The organism is Caulobacter sp. GW821-FHT12A07, assembly GCF_058807655.1.
On record NZ_JBXAQX010000003.1, the window covers coordinates 22,094 to 37,187 of the forward strand.

At 68.5% G+C, this 15,094-nt stretch carries 14 protein-coding genes; 1 reads left to right on the top strand and 13 read right to left on the bottom strand.

Translation table 11 applies throughout. The features are described 5' to 3' along the window. Positions 1 to 73: 73 nt before the first annotated feature. The 7 genes from AC1RRS_RS06845 to AC1RRS_RS06875 all read right to left on the bottom strand — a co-directional run bounded on the left by AC1RRS_RS06845 (position 74) and on the right by AC1RRS_RS06875 (position 4,453). Positions 74 to 664: a hypothetical protein gene (locus tag AC1RRS_RS06845; RefSeq protein WP_492854483.1), complete on the bottom strand. Its 591-nt coding sequence runs from the start codon at positions 662 to 664 to the stop codon at positions 74 to 76. Beyond that, entirely contained in the window at positions 661 to 1,275 is a 615-nt protein-coding gene (locus AC1RRS_RS06850; protein WP_110119379.1) for a hypothetical protein, read from the bottom strand. The genes AC1RRS_RS06845 and AC1RRS_RS06850 overlap by 4 nt, the downstream gene beginning before the upstream one ends. 14 nt (positions 1,276 to 1,289) lie before the next feature. Beyond that, entirely contained in the window at positions 1,290 to 1,871 is a 582-nt protein-coding gene (locus AC1RRS_RS06855) for a hypothetical protein (protein WP_492854484.1), read from the bottom strand. A gap of 3 nt (positions 1,872 to 1,874) precedes the next feature. Continuing rightward, positions 1,875 to 2,474: a hypothetical protein gene (locus tag AC1RRS_RS06860; RefSeq protein WP_492854485.1), complete on the bottom strand. Its 600-nt coding sequence runs from the start codon at positions 2,472 to 2,474 to the stop codon at positions 1,875 to 1,877. Positions 2,475 to 2,491: 17 nt separating this feature from the next. After that, positions 2,492 to 3,055, bottom strand: a complete 564-nt coding sequence (locus AC1RRS_RS06865) for a hypothetical protein (protein ID WP_492854486.1) — start codon at positions 3,053 to 3,055, stop codon at positions 2,492 to 2,494. A gap of 24 nt (positions 3,056 to 3,079) precedes the next feature. After that, the gene (locus AC1RRS_RS06870) at positions 3,080 to 3,667 is read right to left on the bottom strand and encodes a hypothetical protein (protein WP_110119383.1); all 588 of its coding nucleotides are present in this window, start codon (positions 3,665 to 3,667) and stop codon (positions 3,080 to 3,082) included. Between the two features lie 114 nt (positions 3,668 to 3,781). Then, positions 3,782 to 4,453, bottom strand: a complete 672-nt coding sequence (locus tag AC1RRS_RS06875) for a hypothetical protein (protein WP_492854487.1) — start codon at positions 4,451 to 4,453, stop codon at positions 3,782 to 3,784. Between the two features lie 334 nt (positions 4,454 to 4,787). Between AC1RRS_RS06875 and AC1RRS_RS06880 the strand changes: the two genes are divergently transcribed. After that, positions 4,788 to 5,360 (top strand): helix-turn-helix transcriptional regulator, encoded by a 573-nt coding sequence (locus tag AC1RRS_RS06880; RefSeq protein ID WP_492854488.1) that lies wholly within the window; start codon positions 4,788 to 4,790, stop codon positions 5,358 to 5,360. Between the two features lie 6 nt (positions 5,361 to 5,366). On the opposite strand, the gene AC1RRS_RS06885 is transcribed toward AC1RRS_RS06880, so the two are convergent. The 6 genes from AC1RRS_RS06885 to AC1RRS_RS06910 form a co-directional block, all read right to left on the bottom strand. Then, positions 5,367 to 6,047, bottom strand: coding sequence for an HTTM domain-containing protein (locus AC1RRS_RS06885; RefSeq protein ID WP_492854489.1), 681 nt, complete (start codon positions 6,045 to 6,047; stop codon positions 5,367 to 5,369). Continuing rightward, positions 6,044 to 6,463: a hypothetical protein gene (locus AC1RRS_RS06890; protein ID WP_492854490.1), complete on the bottom strand. Its 420-nt coding sequence runs from the start codon at positions 6,461 to 6,463 to the stop codon at positions 6,044 to 6,046. The genes AC1RRS_RS06885 and AC1RRS_RS06890 overlap by 4 nt, the downstream gene beginning before the upstream one ends. Before the next feature lie 67 nt (positions 6,464 to 6,530). Next, on the bottom strand, positions 6,531 to 8,078 hold the full coding sequence (locus AC1RRS_RS06895) for a TolC family outer membrane protein (RefSeq protein ID WP_492854491.1): 1,548 nt from the start codon (positions 8,076 to 8,078) through the stop codon (positions 6,531 to 6,533). Then, positions 8,075 to 8,668, bottom strand: coding sequence for a hypothetical protein (locus AC1RRS_RS06900; protein ID WP_492854492.1), 594 nt, complete (start codon positions 8,666 to 8,668; stop codon positions 8,075 to 8,077). Before AC1RRS_RS06900 ends, AC1RRS_RS06895 begins: the two co-directional genes overlap by 4 nt. A gap of 12 nt (positions 8,669 to 8,680) precedes the next feature. Then, on the bottom strand, positions 8,681 to 9,127 hold the full coding sequence (locus AC1RRS_RS06905; RefSeq protein ID WP_492854493.1) for a toxin-activating lysine-acyltransferase: 447 nt from the start codon (positions 9,125 to 9,127) through the stop codon (positions 8,681 to 8,683). A gap of 78 nt (positions 9,128 to 9,205) precedes the next feature. Further along, positions 9,206 to 15,028 carry an SPM autocatalytic domain-containing protein gene (locus AC1RRS_RS06910; RefSeq protein ID WP_492854494.1) on the bottom strand — a complete coding sequence of 1,941 codons (5,823 nt, stop codon included), beginning with the start codon at positions 15,026 to 15,028 and terminating at the stop codon, positions 9,206 to 9,208. Between the last annotated feature and the right edge of the window lie 66 nt (positions 15,029 to 15,094).

Genomic DNA, 15,094 nt, shown 5'->3' on the forward strand with positions numbered 1-15,094 from the left:
CCCCGGTAGGTCTTCGCCCCGGGTATTTTCGAACGAGTCATTCGGTGTCCGCTCCTCATGGGTGTTCGAGAGTTCAGTTCTGGGCTTCCAGTTCGACGACGAGCGTTCCGGCGTAGTCGCCGGCCACCATCGGCGCCCCGCCGCCAGCCACGGCGACGACGAGGTTCATCTGTCCGGCCGCGCCGTTGGCGGTGACCAGGTCGATCGGAGTCAGGGCCGTGCTCGAGCCTGACGCGCTGGCCCCGGCCCAGTCGGCCGTGACCTGGAAGTCGAGGCTGTCGCGGAAGCCCGCGGCCGGCGCGGCGCCGGCGGTGCGCGACAGGCCCGTGCCGTCGGTGCGCACCACCAGGCGGTGGGCCGAGTTGCAGACCACCGGGAAGGCCAGGCTGATCGAGGCGTCGCGCGGCTGGGCCGTCTGGGGATCTACGAACTGCGTAAAGCGCACGACGCCGGCCTGGCCGCCCTGGGCGGTGAAGCTGGCGTTGGCGCCGCTGGCCGCTGAGGGCGGCGACAGCACGCAGGCGCTGGGCGCCTGGGCGATCAGCTCCAGTTGGCTGGCGGCCTGGTCGCCCGTGGTGTTCACGGTCTGGGCCGAAGCGATTGGAGCCAAGGGGGCGACGACGCCCAGCGTCGCGGCGGCGGCGAGGATGAGGACGGTCTTCATTGGGGTTCCACCGTCAGTCGCAGGGTGTCGCGGTAGACGCCGGACACCAGCGGAGCATTGGTCTGCAGGTTCGTGGCGCCCGGCTGGATATCCAGGCGCAGGGTCACGTCGCCGACGACCGGCTGGTCGACCGCCTGGGCGCTGTCGCGGATCTGGCGGGCGCTGGCGTCGGCCTCGAAGCGGTTGTTGATCGGGCCCCAGGCCAGGGTGGCGGTGTAGGGCACAGCGTCGCTGAAGCCGGTCGGGGCCGGGGTCAGGCCCAGTTCCGAGCGCCACAGGCCGTTGTTCTGGCTCTCCAGCACGATCTGGTGGGCGTAGTTGCACACCGCCGCGAAGGTCACCTGGGCCGAGGCGGCGCGGGTCGACAGGGTGACGGGGTCGGTCAGCTGGTCGACCTGCAGCGTGCCGCCGGTCAGGGTCAGGAAGTTGACCAGCTGGCTCGCGCCGAGCGTCGGCGAGGCGATCGTGCAGACCTTGGGCACCTGGCCCTGGACCACGAAGTCGCGGGTGTTGTCGTCGGTCTGAGCGCGGGCGATCTGGCCCAGCAGCAGCAGGGTGACGGCCGAGGCCCCGGCGAGAACGGCGGCCTTCATGCGATTGGTGCTGGTCATGGCGCCCTCCCCGCTCAACTGATCGCCGCCAGGGTGACGACGATCGCCCCCTGATAGGTGTCGTCGGCGACCGGCCTCAGGCTGGGACCGCCGGCGGTGGCGAAGTCCGACAGACTGATGGTGATCTGGCCCGATCCGCCGGTGTCGCGGGTCTGGGTGGCGGCGGCGTTGGCGGCGTCGCCCGTGGCGTAGCTGGCGTCCACCGTGGTCCAGCCCGAGGCCGTGGCCGTGTAGTCGACCCCGCGCGAGAAGCCGTTCGGCGGCGTCGTCGTGAAGGCCTGGGCCGTCATCTGGGTGGCGGAGATGGTCAGCTGGCTCGGAGCGCCGCACTGGGTTCCGGTCAGCACCTTGGGCGGCGCCGACAGCGTCGACAGCAGCAGGCCCGTGGTGGTGTCGATCATCACCCCGACGTCGAACAGGTTGTCCCCGTCGGAGAGGTCGCCGATCGTGCAGATGTTGTCAGGCACGGTGGCGGTGATCTGGATCGGCCCGGCGCTGTCGGACGGTCCGTAGGTCTGGGCCGAGGCGGCGCCCGTCATGGCAAAGGGGGCGATAGCCAGAGGCGCCAGGGCGAGGATGAGAAAGGTGCGCCGCATGGTTCAGCTCCCCGAAGCGGCCAGGCCCGCATCGGGCCCGAGGGTGATGGTCACGAGCGCGAGGTACGCGCCCGGCTGCAGCAGGTCGTCGCTGCTCACGGCGAAGTCCGAGACCACCAGGGTCAGGTCGGTTTCCTGCGGCGCGGGATTGGTCGCGCTGGAGCCCGTGCCCGAACTGCTGCCGGCGCTGGTGCGAACCGTCGCCGCCGTCGCGCCCCAGGCGCTGATCGTGCAGGTGTAGTCCACGGAGCCGACGAAGCCGGTCTGGGTGGTGGCGGTCACCGCCAGCGGCGAGGCCGAGATGGCCAGGGCCGCGCCGGCGTAGTTGCAGAAGGTGCCGGGCAGCTGGATGGACTGGCTGGCGATGGTCGTCAGCCGGCCCACCCGCGCTCCCGAGGCCTCGGAGATCTGGCCCAGAGCCAGGGTCCCGGGATTGGGCGTCCCCAGCACGCAGACCTGGGCCACCTGGGCGTCCAGGCCGACGGTTCCCTGGACGGGATCCTGGGCTTGGGCGCCGGTCGCGACGGACAGCGAGCCGAGGGCCGCGAGAGCCGCCGCAAAGCTCGTAACGCCCTTGGCGAAACAGGTCCGGTGCTGGATCATGACGACCTTCCTCCCCTTCAGGTGGCCGGAGCCAACGTCACGGCCACCGAGCCCGAATAGGACCCGGAGATCAGCCGGCCGCCGGCGGGCGTGGCCGCGTCGGCGAAGCTGACGACGATGTCGCTGGCGAAGATGCCGGTGGTGCTGGCCGAGCCGCCGCCGGACGTGACGGTGGTGTCGGACGCCGACACCGAACCGCTGGCCGGAGCGGCCGAGGCGGTGGCGGTGTAGTCGATCCGGCGTTCGAACCCGGTCGGCGCCGTGGCGGTGAAGCTGGTGTTGAAGATCGGCTGAGCCTCGACCGCCATGGTCGCCGACACGCCGTTGCACCAGCCGTTCAGCGTCGCCGTCCGGCTCGTCAGCTTGGCCTGGTCGAGGCGGCCGATGGCCGCGACGTCGCCGGTCTGCAGCGACAGTTCGCCCAGGTCGAGCACGACGTTGTCGGTGACGAACAGGCAGCGGTTGGCCACCGTTCCATTCACCTGGACCGTGCCGGTGACGCTCTGGGCCTGGGCCTGCCCCCCGGCCGCGACGAGCGTGAAGCTCGCCGCGGCGGCGGTCAGGAGAAGGGCGCTACGCATGGCGTTTCTCCCCTTTCCGCGCGATCACGAGGGCTCGATGGTGATCGAGATCGTGCTGGCGTAGTTGCCGGCCATCAGCAGCGCGCCCGAGGCGGTGTTCAGCGCGTAGGCCTTGACCGTCAGGTTGCCGGCGCTGTTGGCCAGGCTGGTCGACAGGTTCTGGACCGTGGCGGCCGGCAGGGCGGCGGCGGTCACGTAGCTGACCGTCTGGGTCGTGCTGTTGGCCAGGGCGGCGTCAAGCGCGGCGGTGTAGTCGATCACGCCGGTGTAGCCGGTCGGGGCCGAGGCGCTGGGGGTCAGGGCCAGGCGGGTCGAGCTCAGGGTCACCTTGGGGGCGGCGCTGTTGCAGTTGACCCGGAACTGGGTGGAGCCGCCGGGGCTGGCGTTGGTCGAGCCCGACAGGGTGGTCGACAGGGTGCCGTCGGCCTGGGCCAGTTCACCCAGCGGGATCGAGCCCGAGAAGGTGCCGCCGCTGCCGCCGGTGATGACCACGCACTTGGCCGCGACGGAGCCGGTGACGTTGACCGTGCCGGTCACCGTCTGGGCCATGGCGGCCGGGGCGATCGCCAGGCCCAGAAGGGCGGCGGCGCCGATGAGGATCGTCTTGTTCATGTCTTCACTCCCAAATGTCGCGCCGGCGGACCGGCTTCTCTCTGTTGTTCGGGCCGAGGCCCCCTCCCCCTGAAAGACGCCGGATCCGCCGGGGGAGCGGACCCGTAAGCGCGGTCACGGCGAGACGCTGAGCGTCACCGTGAGCGAGTCCGAATAGGTGTTGGCGGCCGCCAGGATCTGGGCGCCGACATAGGCGCCGCGATGAACCCGCACGTAGGAGCCGCTGGTGTCGTAGGACGAACCGTTCAGGCGCAGGCCCTGGCTGGCCGAGGCCGGCCCCTTGAAGCCGCACGTCGCGCCCGAGGTCGTCTTCAGGTCGCCGGTGTCGCAGGTGGCGTTGACCGTGCCGACGCCGACGTCGCCCACCAGGTTCAGGTCGACCAGATAAGGCGCCAGGTTGGTGTAGCCGGTCGCCGGGGTGACGCTGGAGGCCAGCAGGCCGCCGTTGCTCGAGATCACCGCCGCCCGGAACGGCACCGTGCACTGCAGGGTGAACGGGAAGTCGGCGGTGAAGGCGTTGTTGACCTCGCCGACGTCCTTCGTGCCGCTCGGCGCGGCGCCAGGCGAGAAGCCGCAGCGGCCGCCCACCGAAGCCGTCACCGGAATGGACAGCACGATGTTGGGGGGCGAACCACCGGCGTAGGCGGTGACCTGGGCGCGGCTTTCACCAACGCTCGCAACGAATAGAGCGCCCGCGAGCAAGCTCCCGCCAAGTATCCAGTCCTTCAAGGACGGCTTGCGCTGGCTGCGCAGAGCGCGAGGAAGCGTCGATAGCTTGTCGGCCATGTTCCGATCCCCGTTTCTCTTAACAAGTTCTTAATGAACGATTGCAGAGAACCGAGGACCTGAAATCCCCCACCTTGGGTACAGAATACAGTTTCACCCAACGGGGGAATTGATGGAAATTGAGGAGAATATTGGAAAACTAAATTGATCTTAGTAATGCAGATCGATGATCTGAATTTGGATGATAATCATTATCAGCGACTAATGCGTCAAACTGACGCGAAAGCGCCCCCATTTATCCTAGGTTGTGGATAACTCGGCCGTAACTCGATTTAAGTAAGGCATAAAAATGGCGCGCCCTAAGTAGCCGCGCCGCAAGGGAGGGAATAGGCCGATGGATGGTTCCCACGCTTCGCTCATCGACATCAGCGCGATACGCTTCTGTCTGGATGAAGACGAGATCGCCCGCATCGTCATCGACTCCCACGGGACCGTGCTGTGGCGTTCGCGCGCCGCGGCCGTGATGCTGTCGGGCGCGAGCCCGCTGGTCGATCGCGGCGGCAAGGTCGGCGGCGTCGACCGCCGGGCCCACCAGTTCCTGGTCGAGCGCATGGCCGAGGCCCTGGCCGGCCAGGAGGTCTGCCAGATCATCGACTGCGACCAGGATGAACGCTACCTGATGCGCATGCGCGTGGTGCGGGACGGCGACGACCGCGCCCTGGTCATCGTGCTCAAGGATTTCGACGCCCCGGCCCACCTGCCCCGTCTGGAAGCGATGTTCGGGCTGAGCACGATGGAGGCCCGGATTCTGGCCGAGATCATCGCCGGCAACAGCGCCGAACGGATCGCCGACCAGAAGGGTGTCTCGATCCTGACCGTCCGCACCCACATCAAGCACATTCACGGCAAGATGGGCGTGCGCTCGAAGGAAGAGATCCTGGCGTCGGTGATCAAGATCTTCGCCTGACGGCGCCTAAAACAATCGATCCTGGAGCCAGAGAATGGCGGGATAAGCCGCCAGCCAGGTCCAGAAGAAGCGGTTGAGGCCGAACAGGCAGGCGTTGGCCAAGTGGAAGGCCGCCGCCACGACCAGGCCCGCGATCAACGCCGGCCGCGACAGCAGGGTCAGCGGAAAGGCCAGCTCGAAGGCCATCACCGCCCACGACATGGCCAGCAGCAGGCGCGGACGCGCCGTCCAGCCGCGCAGGCTCTCAGCTACCGGATAGGCCGAGAACTGGAACACCTGCCGCAGCGCCACGCCCGAGCGCCAGTCGGGGTTGATGATCTTCACCCAGCCCGACACGACGTAGGACAGCATCAGCTGCGCGCCGAGATAGCCGAAGAACAACTCCTTCAGACGCGGCGCGGGCATGAGCGCCGTCAGCGTCAGACACCACAGGGCCAGCAGGCCCATGCGATCGCTGCCGCCGTTGTAGGGCCCCTGGAAGCGCCGCAGCACCATCAGCGACACCAGGGCCAGGCCGACCAGCGGCCAGGGCGAGACCAGTCCCGCCACGACCAGCAGGCATAGCACGATGCGCGCGGCGAACAGCGGACGATCCGGGCGCGAAACGGACAGATGCTCCAGGCTCTGCTGGATCAGGGCCAAGGCCAGCAGGACCTGGCTCAAGCGGGCGGCGACCTCCAGGGTCATGCCGCGTCCTTCCACCGGCGCGGCTTGGCGGTGAACAGCACCTCGCCGACGATCGCCCCGTCCTCCCAGGCCAGGAACAGCAGCCGAAAGCACAGCCAGCCGCCCGTCTCCGGACCGAAATCGGCGGCGATCCGGCGGAAGATCTCGTCCTCGCTGTGGGCGGTGGGCTGATCGACCAGGCGCTCGGCGCAGCTGACCAGGAACAGGTCCTCGTTGCGGCCCGGGTTCCAGAACAGGCGCGACAGCATGGCGGTCGCCGAGACGCGCCGCGGCCGAGGCCGAAACTCCCGCCATTCGGGAGCCGCGTCGGGCGAGGCCAGCAGCGCGTACTCGATCCGCGGCGACGGCGCGATCACGTCGAAGAAGTTCCACGACGGGATCAGGGCCGGCAGGAGGAGCTTCAGCGACTGCAGCATGGCTCCAGCAGGACGACGGATGAAAGGCCCGAGTTACGCGCCCCGCGCCGTCGTGTCGAGCATCACCCTAGCGGCGGGTCGCTCGCGGCTCGGTGGGCGTCGTGACCGCCAGCGGGCGCTCGACCGGCGGCGCGGCCGGCGCGAAGTCGGCCTGTCCGCCGCCCGCCCGGGTGAGAGGCAGCGGATCGAGCCCGCCGCGTCCCGCGCGATCCAGCGCCACCAGCAGGCCCTCCCACGGCACGGCGCCCTTGCCCCGCACCTCGCGCAGGTGGGCCGACGGATCGTAGAGCCGCACGCCGGTGGTCAGCACGCCCATCTCCAGCAGGCCAAGCTGACGCAGCAGAGCCGCCTCGGCGACAAAGGCGTCGCGGCGCGACCCCAGCAGGGCCAGTTGCGCCTCGCGCAGGGTCTGCTCGGCCACCAGCACGTCGAGCGTCGAGCGCTGGCCGACCCTGAACTCCTCGCTCATGCCGTCGAAGGCGATCTCGGCGGCCCGCACCTGGGCGAGCTGGACCTTGATGTTGGCCCGACCGGCCGCGGCCTGGTTCCAGGCCGACAGCACGTTCTGGATCACCTGGCGGCGCGCGGCCTCGACCCGCAGCAGGTCGGCGCCGTTGCGGTTCAGCGCCTCGCGGTACGAGGCCTGGTAGGCGCCGCCGGCGAACAGCGGCTTGCTGACCGCGATGGTGGCGGTCCAGGCGCTGTCCTGGTCCTGGCTGTAGAACGGAGCGAATTCGCCCGACGTGCCATAGGCGGTCCGCGCGGTCACGGTCGGCCGGGCGGCCGTCTTGGCCAGTTGGGCCTGCAAACGGCTTTCGCGTTCGGTCAGGCGGACCTGCTCGAGATCGGGATTGTCGCGCTCGGCGCGGTCGAAAGCCTCGTCCAGCGTGCCCGGCAACAGCGGCAGCGGAGTCTCGGGATCGAGCTCGCCGGGGTTCTCGCCGACCAGGGCGGCGTAGTTGGCCCGGCTGGCCTCCAGCTGCACCTGGGCGGCCATGATCTGGGCCAGGGCCGCCTCGCGCTGGGCCTGGGCCTGGGCGACGTCGGTGCGGGTCACCTCCCCCGCCTCCTGGCGGGCCTTGGTGATGTCCAGCTGCCGCTCCAGGGCCGCCAGGTTGTTGCGCCGAACCTCGAGGCTCTGGCGGTCGCGGCGGACGTCGGCATAGGCGGCGACCACCTGCAGCAGCAGGTCGCCCTCGGCGATCCGCAGGGCCGCGCGGCCGCCGCGGATGCGCAGGGCGGCCGCGTCGATCGCGCCGCTGGCCTGACCGCCGCTGTAGAGCTGCTGCTCCAGGATCACCGTGGCCTCGCCCTGGTTGGTCTCCAGGCGGCGGCCGACCGTAGGATCGGCCACCAGGCGCAGGGCCTGGGCCGCGTCGCCGAACCGGTTGTCCGCATAGTCGCCGGTCAGCCGCAGCTCGGCCGACGGCCGCACGCCCGCATGGGCGCGGACATAGACCTCGTCGAGGGCGCGCAGTTCGTAGCGCTGGCTCTGCAGGGAGGGATTGCTCTGATAGGCCCGCGCCAGGGCGTCGGCGAGGTCTTCGGCCCGGCCGGCGGCGGGCGTGGTCGCGGTCAGGCAGAGAGCGAACGCGGCGAGGCTGGTCCGCCTCACGGCGTCAGGGCGTCGCGCTCGAACGCGTCGCTCCCCGCTTCGCCGCCCGCAACGCCGCAACCATTGGCCCGCGCCGCCGCCAGGGCCCGCTCGAACCCCTTCAGGCGAAAGCGCTTGGGCGCCTGGTCGCGACCGGCCCGAATGGTCACGGTGCGCGCGCCGTCCAGCTTTTCGTGCGGGATCAGCACGACGCCGCCGGTCGGGTTGAACAGGTTGTCGGTCGACAGCGGCTCGCGCCGGGACGCCAGGGTCGGGAAGTCGTCGCGCCAGGCGACGGGCGGCTTGTCGTCGATGCTGTACCAGGCCTGCGCCACGTCGACGTCCTCGCCCAGATGGAAGCCGAGCACGTCGCGGGCATAGGTGATGCGCCCCTGAAGAACGGTCGAGGGCGCATAGAGCCGGCAGCGGGTCAGGCCCGTGAAGCCGTCGCGCTCGATGCGCATCTCCCAGCCCTTGAGGTGATAGGCCTTGGTCTTGACCTTGTAGCCGGCGCGCCGATGCATCCCTTCGGTCGGGAACGGGATGGAGTGCGGCAGGCTGGGCCAGGAAAGGCCCAGGGCGCCCGCCGCGGCGAGGGAAGCGATCAGCACGACGACACGAACTCAGGCTTGGGGCTGCGGGGGATAGGAGACGACCACGCGCTGGCCGTCGGGGTCGACGGTGTGGAACTTGAAGGTCTGGCCGGGGAAGACGTTGACGGCGAGATCGGCGAGGATCTCGTCCTGGCCGCCGAAGGGGGCGACGAGCTCCACCAGCCAGGGGCGATCGCCAGCCTGCCATTCGTCGGCCCGCAGCTTCTTGGCGCCGGCCACCAGGCGCTCTTCGGTCTCCTCGGAGACGAAGGCCCAGAAGGCCACGGCGGCGGGGCTGTTAGGGCCGTTCCAGATGCGGAACTGCTCGAGCAGCACGGCCGGCATGGCGAACCATTCCAGGTCGCCGATGAACAGCTGCTTATGCACCGGCGACTGGGTCAGCAGCCAGGTGATCTCGCCCAGGACCTGGGACACCGTCTTCTGGGGAGCGGTCGCGGAAGCAGCGCCGTCGGCCATGATCGAAACTCCGTTAGGTCGGCCGGCTCTCCATGATGGAGGGCCGGCCTTGCACTTTAGGGTAGTAGCAAGAACGGCTTAGGCCGTCAGGAGCGGCTGGGCGGCCGCGGCCTTGAGGCCGGCCGAAGCCGCCAGCGGCGTCTCGCGCGAGGCCCCGTCACGGCTCCAGACCGCCGCCCCGCCGCCGGCCTGGCCGCCGAAGCCGGCCATGGCCTGGCGCAGCAGCGCCTGGTTCTGGACCAGCGCCGGGTCGAGCGCGCCGGAGGCGGCCAAGCCCAGACCCTGGCCGGGACCGGCGTCCATCGCCGCCAGTCGCGCGGCCAGCGAGCCGCCGCCCAGCAGGTCCGAACCAGCCTCCTGACGCCACCAGGCGCCCGAGGACTGGCTGGCTCCGCCATAGGCCGAGCCGGTGTCCAGCGGCTCGCCGCCGGCCAGCGACAGACCCAGGCCCGTCGAGCCGAAGCTCACCCCCAGGCCAGAAGCGCCGGCGGCCGAAGCCCCCTGCCCCGGGGCTTCCCCCAGGCCCGAGGCGCTCACCGACCGGGCCGCCTGGGCGTAGCCCTGGTCGACCACGTCCTGGCGCGCCTTGGCCGCGGCGTTAAGGTCGTTAGCCTGGGCCTGCTGCGTCGAGATCAGCCGGACCTTGCCGCTGGTTTCCTGGCCGGTCAGCCAGCTGGCCTTTTCCGAGGCGCTCATCTTCGTCCAGCGCTGGGCGATGGTCGCGTCGACGCGGTCGTGATCGCTGAAGTCCAGCTGGGCGGCGGCCTTGACCTCGTTGTAGCTGGCCCCGATCGCGTCCAGCAGGCCCTTGCGGGCCTTGATCCGCGCGGCCTTGGCCAAGGCCTTGGGATCGTTGGACAGACGGCCAAGCTCGCCGTCTTCGTCGGCCGCGCCCCACTCGGCCTGGTAGTCGCCAGCGTAGAGCCCTTCCGAGCCCAGCACCCGCCGCGCCAAGGCCACGTCGTAGCCCTCGCCCGTGCGGCCGTCGGCCCAGATGAAGCTGATCGTGTTCTGCACGAAGCTTTCGGTGGTCTGGTCGCGGGTCTGGCCGGTGGCCAGGCCGCCCAGGTTGATGGCCGCGATCCCGGCCTGCTCCAGGGTCCGCAGTTCCTTGGCCGTCGAGCGACCGTTCTGGTTGGCGTCGACGAACAGCAGGATCCTGGAGAAGTCCTTGTCGTTCTTGTCGAGCAAGCCGTCGCCATTGCTGTCCCAGGTGCGCAGGCCTTCCAGGTCGCTGGTCGCGCCCGGCTTGTCCTGCACGAACGACAGTTCCGACAGCTGGTTGATCGCCCCGTCGCCGTTACGGTCGACCGCCAGGAAGCCGTCGCTCGGGCCCACCCAGCCGATCCGCGAGATCCCGCCGCCGGCCGTCTTGACCACCACGCTGGAGCTGTCGACCGCCGACAGATCCAGCCCGTCGCCGTCCAGGTCCAGCGCGATCGGATAGGCGTAGTCGTAGTTGTAGGTGATGCTCTGGGTCCAGGCGATGTCGAGCTTGCGCAGGTCGATTGAGGTCCCGCCGGCCAGCACGTACTCGACCGTGTTCAGGCTCTCGTACAGCACCTCGCCGGTGTAGCCGTTCTTGACCACGGTCTTGTAGCCGCCGCCCTGGATCTTGATCCGGTCGTCGACCTGGGAAGCGGTCTTGCTCAGGTTCTCCAGGTCGCGGGCGCCGATATACAGATCTCCGCCCACCACCTCGTAGATCACGTCATCGGCGGCCACGGTCGAACCGAACACGATCGTGTCCTCGCCGCCGGCGTCGATGATCGTGTCCTTGCCGTCGCCGCGATCGTAGGCGAACTGGTCGTCGCCGCCGGAGGTGCTGATGGTGTCGTCGCCCCGCCCCGCGATGATGACGTTGCCCTTGTCCTCCCACGCCGTGCCGGAGCCGGTGATGTAGTCGTTGTTGTCGTAGGCGGCGATCAGGTCGTAATAGCTGCTCGTACCGTTGATCGTATCGACGCCGTCGCTGCCGCCACGCCCGAAGTCGATCGAGCCCAGGTCCAGCGCCCCGCCGTCCTGGCTGGCGAGGGACTTGATCTTGGTGTTGTTGCGCTGGGCGAAGTTGCCGCCGATCCGGACCTGGGAACTGTAGCCCCGGACCCCGACGTCGAGCCAGCCGCCAGCCCCGCCGGCGGTGCCGAACCAGAGCTCCGAGAACTTGACGCTGTCGCCGAACGACAGCGTGTTCCAGCCGGTGTTGTCCTCGACGATCGTGTCGGCGCCGTCGTTGCGGTACATGATGTAGGTGTCGGCTCCGGCGCCGCCGTACAGATAGTCGGCGCCCGCGCCGCCGATGAAGGTCTCGTCGGCGTTCCCCCCACCGATGGAGTCGGCGTAGATCGTGCCGATCACGCCTTCAACGCTGGTGTAGCTGTGGGTGGAGACCGAACCGTCGACGCCGCGAACCTGGCCCGTCCCCGCGCCCAGGCTGATGGTCAGGGCGGCGACCGTGGAGGTCTGGCTCTCGTAGTGCCCGGTGCCGTAGGAAACCCAATACTCCGAGTTGTCCCACTGGTCCCGCTCCCAATAGCCGTCCTCGACCCACACCTGGTAGGTCGAAGTCCCGCTGGCGAAGCCCTCCGAATAATCGACGAAATCATTGCCTTCGCCGCCGACGAAGACGTCGTTGCCGGTGGTGGCGGTCAGCCAGTCGTCGCCGTCATAGCCGTCGAGCCAGTTGTCGCCGCCGTTGTAACCCTTGAGTTCGTCGCCGCCTCTGGAGCCGCGCACGTTCTCGAAACTGGAGATGACATCGCCCTCGGCGTCGCCGCCCGCCGCGAAATTGATCGACAGGTCGATAGAGACCGGAGACGAGGATCCGACATAGCTCAGCCAATCGAAGCCGCCCCAGCCGTTCAGGACGTCGGCGCCCTCTCCCCCTTCGATGGTGTCGTTGCCGCCCCAGCCGTGAAGCTCGTCGTTGCCGGCGCCGCCGCTGATCGTGTTGTCCAGATCGTTGCCGCAGAACCAGTCGTTGAACGACGAGCCCTTGATGCTCTCGATGTTGATGATCACGTCGCCGTAGGAATAGAGCCCGGTCGGCGACCAGCTCCAACCGGCGGTGTTGCGCATGTCGAGATAGGCGCTGGCGGTGAAGCGCTCGTAGGAAATCGTGTCGTTGCCGTCGCCGCCGTCGTGCCAGTCCTGTTCGCCGCCGCCGTCGACATCGACGATGAAGGTGTCGTTTCCGGCGTCGCCGTTCATCTGGTCCTGGCCCGCGCCCCCGACGAGGGTGTCGTCGCCGTCGCCGCCCGACATCAGGCCGACGCCATTGCCGTCATGACCCGCCCCGCCCGACAGGTAGTCGTCGCCTGCGCCGCCGATCAGGGTGTCGCGCCCTTCCCCGCCGAGCAGAACGTCGTTCTGGTCGCCCCCGTCGATCGTGTCGTCGCCGGCTTGGCCGTCCAGCCAGTCCCAGCCGCTGCGGCCGTAGAGCGTGTCGGCGTATTGACTACCGACGAGGATGTCGTCGCCGCCGGACCTCGTCACGGTGTTGACGTGCTCGATGTACTCGTAGTCCCAGCCGTTCCAGACGTATTCGTAGGTGATCTCGGTCTCGGTGTGGCTGTCGTCGAGCACCACGCCGCCGCCGTTCCAGCGGTACTCCATGTAGTCGGCGCCGGAGGTCGCGCCGCCAGCGTTGACCCAGGTGTAGCCGATCTTGTCCAGGCCGTTGATCGTCACCGACCGGCCATCGGCCGAGGCCGTGGACAGGACCGAGAACAGCCCCTCGGTCCCGCCCGCCGCCGACACGGTGAAGTCCACGCCGTTCCATTGGAAGTTGGCGTTCTCGTAGGCGACGCCCTTGCTCTTCATGTCGAAGCTGTCGAGGAAGCCGCGCAGCCCGCCGTAGAAGTCCGAGGTCGTGAACTTGTCGAGGCCCAGCTCCATCGCCCTTTGCAGGGTGATCAGCCAGGGGTTCGCCAGCGACTGGTTCTCGAGCGCGGCGACGATCCTGTCGATGCTCGTCTGGTAGCTGTTGTAGAAACTCAGTTCGTCGGAGGTCAGCGCCCCCAGGCCCTGGGCCGCGAACTTGTCGATCAGCGCCTTGTGCGGCGGATGGTCGTAGAAGTTCTGTTCCCACTGGCTGAGGCTGGCGTAGGCCCCGGTGATGATGCCATCCACCAGACTGCGGTTCTCGGTGTAGAAGAGGTAGTCGCTGGCGATCTTGAGATCACCCGCCAGCGACGTCAGGTCGGCGGCCGGCGACCTGGCGATGGTCCGCTTGGCGAAGATGTCGCCGCCGACGATCTTGGTGTTGCGGATCGCCGTCAGCGTTCCGTATTCGACCGCCTGGTCCGAAGAGGCGAAATTGTTCTGGACGCCGTTGATCTTCACCCAGATCTGGTTGCCGGTATGGCCGTAGACCTGGGTGGTTCCCACGCCGTTCAGGTTGGAGACATAGGCCGTGGTGTTGGTGTAGGCGACCATGTCGATCAGCGCGTTCAGCGTGTCGCGCGCCGTCGTCGCCATCGCGGTGACGAGTTCGCGATTGCCGTTGTTGGCGACCGTGATCGCGCCCAACTGGTACTGCGCATAGGGCACCTGCAGCACCGTCTCGGCGTTGGCCGACGGAATCTTCGGCTTCTTCTTGCCAAACAGGTTGCCGATCAGGGCCCCCAGGACGAAGCCGATGAAGGCGCCCACGCCCGGAATGATGGCGTTGCCGAGCATCGTGCCCGCCTTGACGCCGAAGAAGGCGGCGAAGCCTTCTGCCGCCGCCCCGATCAGTCCGATGCCCTCGAGCGCCAGATAGGTGCCCACGGCCGAGCCGATGGACGACAGCGCCACCCCGGCCTGGGTCTGGGGCGAGACGACCATGGCGCCGAGCTTGGCGCCCAGGAACGAGCCGACGGCGCTGGCCAGCAGGCCCGACAACTGAGCGGGCGGCGACTGCCCCACGGGCGGCTTGATGATGCTCTCTGTGAAGAAGCCGTCGAAGATATGGGCCGGCCCCAGTGACGAATTGAACAGGTTCGACAGCGCCTTGCCGATGACGGTCGAACCGGTGGTGTTGAACAGCTCCGCGCCGAAGCCCTTCAGCCCCAACGCCTCGCCAAGCTCCATGGTGAGCAGCGAACTCACCGTGCCGATCACGGCCTGGCCCATGCGCGCGGCGACGTCGGCGCCGAACGAGGTCTTGGTGTCGAGCGCCCCGTTCATCGATTGCGAAGAGACGTTCTCGAACTTGGCGCCGCTGATCAGGCTGCCCGCCAGGCGCTCGCCGAACTCGCCCAGCAGCGAAGAATAGACGATGCCTTTGATGGCGTTGCCGCCCGCGAGGAAATTGCCAAGGGACGAGCCGATCGAGTCGCCGATGTCGCCGGCGACTTGCCTCACGTACATCGCGTCGATCGCCTGCTGATACTGCACGATCAGCCATTCGTTCTGCGCGTCGATGCTCTTGTCCGACGTGTACGAGATCTGACTGTAGAGCGCCGAGGGATTGACGGCGTTGGCCGAGGCCGCCCCGGCATAGCTTCCGTTCTGGATCGCCGCCTGCGCCGCCGCGACGAACTCGGCCACGTTCGGCACGGTGGCCCGTCCCCACACGTAGAAGGGCGCGGATTTGCCGGTGCTGCCCGCCCAGGGATTCAGCGCCAGGAAACCCTCGTTGTAGGCCCAGCGGACCAGGTGGTCGATGCTGCTCTGGGGTAGATGGTTCTGCTTTACGAGTTGGCCGATCTCGGCGCCGATCAGGTTGTTCCACCGGTCGGCGGTCATGTTGGCCGCCCAAGGCAGGGCCGAAGCGGTGTTGTTGACCTGGCCATGAAGCAGGTCCACGGCCTGATTGTGCAGAATGGCTGCTGGCGCTTCGGCCACTTCGAGCGTGTCGCCCAAAGCGGTGGCGACCGTCTTGTTGTAGATGAACGAGAGATTGGCCGCCGCGAACATGTGGGCGAGACCGTTTCTCTTCTGGTTCGCACCCAGCTTGAAGTAGGTCTCCCCGAACGTAAGGCT